The sequence below is a fragment of the Ferrimicrobium sp. genome, from assembly GCF_027319265.1.
Lineage (GTDB): Bacteria > Actinomycetota > Acidimicrobiia > Acidimicrobiales > Acidimicrobiaceae > Ferrimicrobium.
The window spans coordinates 23,788-30,376 of sequence record NZ_DAHVNP010000071.1 but is presented as its reverse complement, the minus strand read 5'-3'; the positions used below and the strand labels follow the sequence as shown (position 1 = coordinate 30,376).

Here is a 6,589-nt window from a genome sequence, read left to right as displayed (position 1 = left end):
TAGCGGTGAGATGGGCCTGGGGAGATTCAGTTCCTAACATGAAAAGAGTCTACTTGAGCTGGGAAAACCCTTCAAGCACCCCGAGATGTCCCCTCTCATTTTCTCCTCATTTTGGGGGTGGGTTGTTCAGCAGAGTCCTAGCCTCCGTTAGCGAAAACGAATCTTGCTCACCGAGATCTGCGTGCCAGTCCACGGCTTGTCAGCGCACCGAGGACAAGAACGAGCAGTCCATAGATACCAAGCAGTCCTGTGGAGGTCGCTCCAAAGGCAGCGGTGGCGATCCCTGCCGCAACCGCGAAGTCACGGATAGCGACTGGCAAGACGATACCGGTTCGTGTGGCACGCGAAGTGCCGATCGAAACAGCCATTCCAATCAGTGTCGAACCCACGACAAAGACGATTAACAAGCCAACACCCATCAGATACACGGGTGCAAGTTGCACCTGGCTCGCCACCTCCCAAATCAAGAACAAGAGGGCCAGCGAGCCGAGAATGCCGCCGACGGTCCTCCCGACTCCCGTTGGGGTCAATCTCATCCCGACAAGCGCTCCCAGCGCCAAGGGAATCGCCACCACAACCACCAAGGTTCCACCAAGTCCGATGGTGGAGAGATGCGACGCAGTGGACAGGACGGAGAGAATCGGACCTGCCACCAGGATGGTAACGACGGTGGATCCTAGCACCAACAGAGCTGCGACAGCCACATCCCCCGCGCCAAGACTCACGAGTGCAAGTGATGCCACCTCGCTAGGGGCGACACCGACCGCAAGCAAGGCATCACGCAGCTGACCCTCCACAAGACGACTGAGTCCCCATGCAAACAGAGGGAACAGGATACTACTCGCGGCCAAGGCGACGAGTAGTCGCCAGCCAGCACGTCGAGCCGCCGTCAAACTAGCAAAATCGACCGTCAGACCAGCCGTGAACACCAACACCGCTAGCGTCACATAGACCGTGTCCCCACGGTCAAAGCTCCTGCCCGGGGCTGGCAACCAGAGGGCAAGGGCTCCGACAATCAGAACAAGATACAGTATCCATCGCTCTATTCGCTCCCGCACCCAACGCAACCGCATCGCTCACTCCTTCGGTGGCTGGGGCTCATGGCGCAAAAGGAGTGATGACTCGTCTAACGTAGCGGTCGCACTAGGTTGGGATCCTCTTGAGGCTCGACGACGCCGACCGTCAAGGATGAGACCAGCGATGGCCACCACAATCCCTACTCGAAGAGCAATATCGGCAATATTGAAGGTGGTCGGATAGAACGAGAGGTGGATCCAGTCGATGACAGGTGAGCGAAGTGGTCCATCAGACCCGATCCATCGAACAACCAGGTTGCCAACTCCTCCCCCGATAGCCAGCGCAAACCCAATACGTCCGATCCAATTCGTGCTTCGCAACAGGAACCAGAGCGCAACGATGACCACTACCTCGGCCAGCTCCACAAGCCACTCGTGCTGTTCACCGATGCCAAATGCTGCCCCGGTGTTGTACACGAGACGGAGTTTGACGATACCGCCAAAAAACGATGGTGTTCGCGTGCGCAGGTACGTCCGCGCCCAGACACTCGTGGCGAGATCAACGACAACGGTGACGAGAACAACGACTGTCAACGACAGCCATCGAGCCGACCTTAGATCACGCGAACATTTTGACAGGTTGCACTCCTCAGCTCGTACCGCCCACACCCCAGTCTAAATGAGCCCCACGTTAGCCAACCATTGCTAGCCGAATGGAAACCGTGTGTTCACATTGACCGGGCGAGTCCATACCCTCGATAGCCGAACACAGAACTGGGTGGTAACAAGAGTGAGCGATTCCATCAGCTCTCGAAGGGGTCTACCGTCGAGAGGTCCTTTTGCATCATCGCACGCTCAGCATGCCGTCGCCCTAGGTGGTTGTACCCACCGAAGTGGTCCTTCACGGTAAGATAGCGCTTGAACCGCATCAACAGCCATCGACCTTCTCATGGGGTCCCGAACCTGTTGCATCCTGTTGCATAGATGGTTGATGTAGGGGTTAGTCTGCTCCCTTCTCATGGGGTGTGGTGCACGTTGTGTTACGACGTGCTACTGTTGTGGCCACGGTTGATTGCCGACGAAGGGGGGATGGGATGCGGACCTTCAGGGTGGTTCTTCCCTCCGGGGTGCGATATTGGACGGTGGTTGATGACGATCTCGTTCCGGTTAGTATCGCTGATGCCTATCTGCGCCACGTTCGCTTTGGTCGTGATGGTGCGGAGCTAACGACCAAGTCCTACGCGGGAGGGATCGCGCTCTTCCTTCGCTGGTGTGCGGCTACCAGTCGTCACTGGCATGTCGGCATCGAGGACCTTGGACTATTCATGACCTGGCTGCGTCACACTCCTCGTGAGGTCGGCCGTAGCGGGGGTACTGGCGAGGTGCTAGCGGGTCCGGGTGTGGAACCGGTTCGTGGGGCGCGTCGGGTAAATGTTGTGCTCACGGCGGTCCGCGGCTTGGTTAACCATGCGGTGGCCGCTGGTGACGCGCCTGCACGGCTCCTGCCCCTGCTCTATGAGCTTGCCAGCGACGCTGAGCTACCCGAGGCCGCCCGACATGAGGACGGCCGGATCGCCTGGCGCTTGCGAGCGCGGCACCGTCTACACGAGCCTGACGCTGGCGTCGACCGAGCCTCGGATGAGGAGATCGTCGCGCTGCTCCGAGCGTGTTGTTCGGCTCGCGACCGGCTCGTTGTGTTACTCATGGCTCGAGCCGGTCTCCGGCGTGGCGAAGTCTGTGGGTTGCGACGAAGCGATGTACATCTTGCCGTCGACTCCAGACGACTCGGCTGCGAAGTAGCCGGTGCACACCTGCATATTTTGCGACGCGACAACCCCAACGAGTCGTGGGCGAAGTCTAGGCACCCCCGCGTACTCCCCCTCGACGCGCTCGTTGTCCGGGCATTCGATACCTATGAGCTTGAACGCACCATGTGTTCAGAGGCCTTCAGGAGCGACTTCGTCGTAGTGAACCTGTTCCGAGCACCGCTTGGTGCACCGATGCGCCCCGATGCACTCAACGAGTTGCTGCGGGCGTGCTCGCAGCGGGCTGGCCTGCCGGCAGCGGTGGCACCCCATCAGTTGCGCCATGCCTTCGGGAGTAACCTCGCCGATGCCGGTGGCAGACTTGACGAGATCGCCGAGCTGCTCGGTCACCGATCGATGTCCTCCTCGGAGGTCTACCTACACCCAGCCCCAGGGAGGCTACGCCAAGCGATCGAGGCCGTCCCTTCACCTCGTGGTGTCTACGGACCAACACAGTGAGCGGCGCATCAAGGGCGGCAGGGATCGCCAGCACCTCCGAGCACTTTGGCTCCGGTGGGTTCGAGAATCAGGGTAGCAGAATCGGAGCACTTGTCAACGAGACATTCCTCACCGAGATAGGTTTCGATGCAGAACGCCTAGTGCTTGCGCCACCAGAGAACCACCTCCTCCTTGTCCGCCCAGTGTGCGTCGTAGTGGGATGTCATACAACGGCTCCAACGGAGGCCAGAGTCTGCTACTCGTGTCGGCACCGCCTGGAGAAAGAGGGGCTCTCTGACCAACAGGTCGAGCTGCTCAGCCCGCCGAACAAGCCAACTCGATCAGCAATGCAGTGCCTCGTCAATGACTGCAAGCGGGAGCGGCTCTTGCGCCCACCGGGGTTATGCCGTTCACACCTTGACCAGCAACGCGACCTCGGGGTGCCCCTTAAGGCTTTCATCGTCCACTCCGAGGTGAGCGCTCTGCCTCCCAGCGGCCCTTGCCTCGTGGTTGCATGCACACGTCAACGGCGCCACCCCGATGGTTGTTATTGTGAGGCTCATCAGATTCGCCTACGTGTCGCACTGCGACGTGAGCCCGATCTTGACGAGGAGAGTTGGCGAGCAATTGGGCCCGCCATCGGTGTCGGTGGTGAGATCAGTCTGCGTGGGCTCAATCTAGTGGTTGTTGCCGAGGTCCTCTACGGCCTCCAGTGTCGCTGCGTAGTAGAGCGCGTCAAGACCAAGGAGTCCGACCTGCGGGCGTTCTGTGATGACCTGCGTCGTCAACAGGTCGCCTCGATCGAGGCCTTCGTGGCCCCAGTAGCCAAGCAAGGCAACCTCGGCTACATCGGGCTGGCAAACTCCCTCGCCGCCTATGCTCGCCGGGCACTCGCCACCCCGGAGAGCGAGGTCGCTAAGGATGTCTGGGACCTTGCGGTCTTCGGCCACTACGGGTCGGTCTCGTTCGAGCGGATCAGTCAGCACTGGTTGAAGGAGGCGACCAAGCGCTGGGCAGCCGATGATCTTCCAAGACGCCGCATCCGACCGGGACGCCGAACGAGCGGTGGCCTCGCGGTACGCCATCACGTGAACTGTGTGGTGATGCTTTCGGAGTCACTGAGGCTTCGCGAGGACGCCGGTGAGCTCCCCGGCACGCTCAGTCGAGTCGACATGGAGGGGTTCTTGAACCGGCTGAGCTATCTCGTATCTGCCGGGCGTATCAGTGGTGATGCTCGTATCCGGGCGACGCGCGAGGTGCGAGCTGTGCTTCAAAGGGTTCGGGCAATGGGGCTCACCCGAACCGGCCAGGTCGCGGGTGGACTCGGCGAAGACTTCGCGATACACCGTGAAGATGTGCCTGATAAGCCAGACTCTACGCAGATAGGGCGAGACGTGCCGCCCGAGGTCTTGGCCCAGCTGTGCAACCACCTCATAGAGATCTCATCTAGCGAAGTACGCACCGGTATCGAGCTTGCCATCGATACCGGTCGCCGCCCAGAGGAGATCTGCGATCTTTCCTTCGACTGTCTGACCCGTGATGAGGACGGCCTTGCAGTGTTGGTGTTCGACAATCACAAGGCCAACCGCCTCGGTCGGCGTCTGCCCATCGGTGAACCCACGGCCCAGGTCATCGTGGTCCAGCAACAACGGGTGCGCTCACGGTTTCCCGACACCCCACTTGGCGAGTTGAAGTTGCTGCCAACCGATCGACGTAACCCCGACGGGCGAAGGGCCATTACCGCATTCACCTTGGGGTTCGCTCATAGAGAATGGGTTTCGCGACTCCCTGTGCTACGGAGGAACGACGGCACCGAGTTCGACCAGCGTCGGGTTGTGCTCTATGCGTATCGCCACAGCTATGCACAACGCCACGCAGACGCAGGCGTACCTATCGACGTGTTGCGCGAGCTTATGGACCATCGCAAGCTTGACACGACCAAGGGTTACTACAACATCGGCGAGCCACGTCGGCGCCAAGCCATAGAGGCGGTCTCCGCCTTGGCCTTCGATCGCCACGGCACGCGCATCTGGCATGAGGTGCAGACCTTGCTCGACTCGGAGCACGCCCGTCGGGCAATCAGCAAGACCGCCGTCCCTTTCGGGGTATGTACTGAACCCTCCAACGTCAAAGCCGGAGGGGGTGCCTGTCCGTTTCGCTTCCGCTGCACGGGCTGTGACCACTTCCGGACCGACGTCTCCTACCTACCTGATCTCAACGCCTATCTGGATGACCTGCTACGGAACCGTGAACGCCTTCTCGCCACCACCACCGAGCTTGAGGACTGGGCGAGCCAAGAGGCCATGCCATCCAAAGAAGAGATCGTCAAGGTACGCCAACTTATCGCCCACATCACGGCGGGACTTAATGACCTCGGCATCGACGAACGCACACGCATTGACCATGCTGTCGAAACCGTCCGCCGTCATCGCACCGTGGCACTCGGAATGCCCGATGTACGCCATGTTCCGCTAGATCTCCGGCCGAGTCGCCAGCCATGACCACTAACCCAAACGTCCGAACCGCAGCTCTGGCCGAGGGCAGGAGAGCCGACAGTCTCCGGCGGCGCCAACGTGTTCTAACTGCGCTCGACGATGCCGCCAAGTCCGGAGGACAACTAAGCGCGAGCGCTATCGCTCGGAGTGCTGGAGTCGATCGCAGCTTCCTCTATCGTCACCACGATCTTCTCGAGGAGCTACATGCCCTTGCCGAACGACCAGCGTCCGTCACCACAGTCAGCCGATCGTCGCTTGAGGCTGACCTGCATGCCGCAAAGGAGCGCAATGCGCGTTACGCCACTCGCGTGCAACAACTCGAACATCGCCTCTCGCAGCTGATGGGCGAGCAAACCTGGCAAGAATCTGGTCTCGGGGCTCCAGACAACATCGATCAGCTTCGTGGTCGTATTGCCTTGCTCGAAGCCGAACTGGCAGACGTAAAGATCCAACTTGTCGAACGTACCGACGAACTTAAGGCTGCACGGAGCGCAAACCGTGAGTTATTCACCAACTTGAACCTCCGATCCCGGTCTGAATCTGACTGACGAGAACAATTTCGTGCACCACACTTGTAGTGCACGCTACGCAAACACAATTAACGCTTTGAACTGGATATTTTCACATGCGACCTTGTCTACAACATTCATGACCCCTTGAGAAGAGGCTACCAGCTGTGCTCGCTCACGTCACACCACAAGAGCGAAGCGCCACGCCGACGGTACCGCGTCGCACGGTGCTGACCCACCACTCGGACACCCCTTATCAGACTCGATATGGGGCTCGACGCTCATGCGATCGCTCGCTTGTGCCATTACCACCTATCTTAGACATG

The 6,589-nt window shown here is 59.9% G+C and carries 5 protein-coding genes; 3 read left to right on the top strand and 2 right to left on the bottom strand.

Going from position 1 to position 6,589, the window contains the following annotated elements; genetic code table 11:
* Positions 1-167: 167 nt before the first annotated feature.
* Both M7439_RS11125 and lspA read right to left on the bottom strand, forming a co-directional pair.
* A complete protein-coding gene (locus M7439_RS11125; RefSeq protein WP_298345921.1) occupies positions 168-1,073 on the bottom strand; it encodes a hypothetical protein in 906 nt (301 codons plus the stop codon).
* Between the two features lie 3 nt (positions 1,074-1,076).
* Positions 1,077-1,685, bottom strand: coding sequence for a signal peptidase II (lspA, locus tag M7439_RS11120; protein WP_298345919.1), 609 nt, complete (start codon positions 1,683-1,685; stop codon positions 1,077-1,079).
* A gap of 425 nt (positions 1,686-2,110) precedes the next feature.
* On the opposite strand from lspA, the gene M7439_RS11115 reads away from it, so the two are divergent.
* From M7439_RS11115 to M7439_RS11105, 3 genes are read left to right on the top strand one after another with little or no spacing between them, the layout of a single operon-like run.
* Entirely contained in the window at positions 2,111-3,280 is a 1,170-nt protein-coding gene (locus M7439_RS11115; RefSeq protein ID WP_298345917.1) for a site-specific integrase, read from the top strand.
* A complete protein-coding gene (locus M7439_RS11110; protein ID WP_298345915.1) occupies positions 3,277-5,760 on the top strand; it encodes a site-specific integrase in 2,484 nt (827 codons plus the stop codon). Before M7439_RS11115 ends, M7439_RS11110 begins: the two co-directional genes overlap by 4 nt.
* Entirely contained in the window at positions 5,757-6,302 is a 546-nt protein-coding gene (locus M7439_RS11105; RefSeq protein ID WP_298345913.1) for a DUF6262 family protein, read from the top strand. The genes M7439_RS11110 and M7439_RS11105 overlap by 4 nt, the downstream gene beginning before the upstream one ends.
* Positions 6,303-6,589 lie beyond the last annotated feature (287 nt).

Bases quoted from the DNA above. Each gene is read 5' to 3' on its own strand.
- M7439_RS11105 (WP_298345913.1), top strand. From the start codon at position 5,757: ATGACCACTAACCCAAACGTCCGAACCGCAGCTCTGGCCGAGGGCAGG.
- M7439_RS11125 (WP_298345921.1), bottom strand. From the start codon at position 1,073: ATGCGGTTGCGTTGGGTGCGGGAGCGAATAGAGCGATGGATACTGTAT.
- M7439_RS11115 (WP_298345917.1), top strand. From the start codon at position 2,111: ATGCGGACCTTCAGGGTGGTTCTTCCCTCCGGGGTGCGATATTGGACG.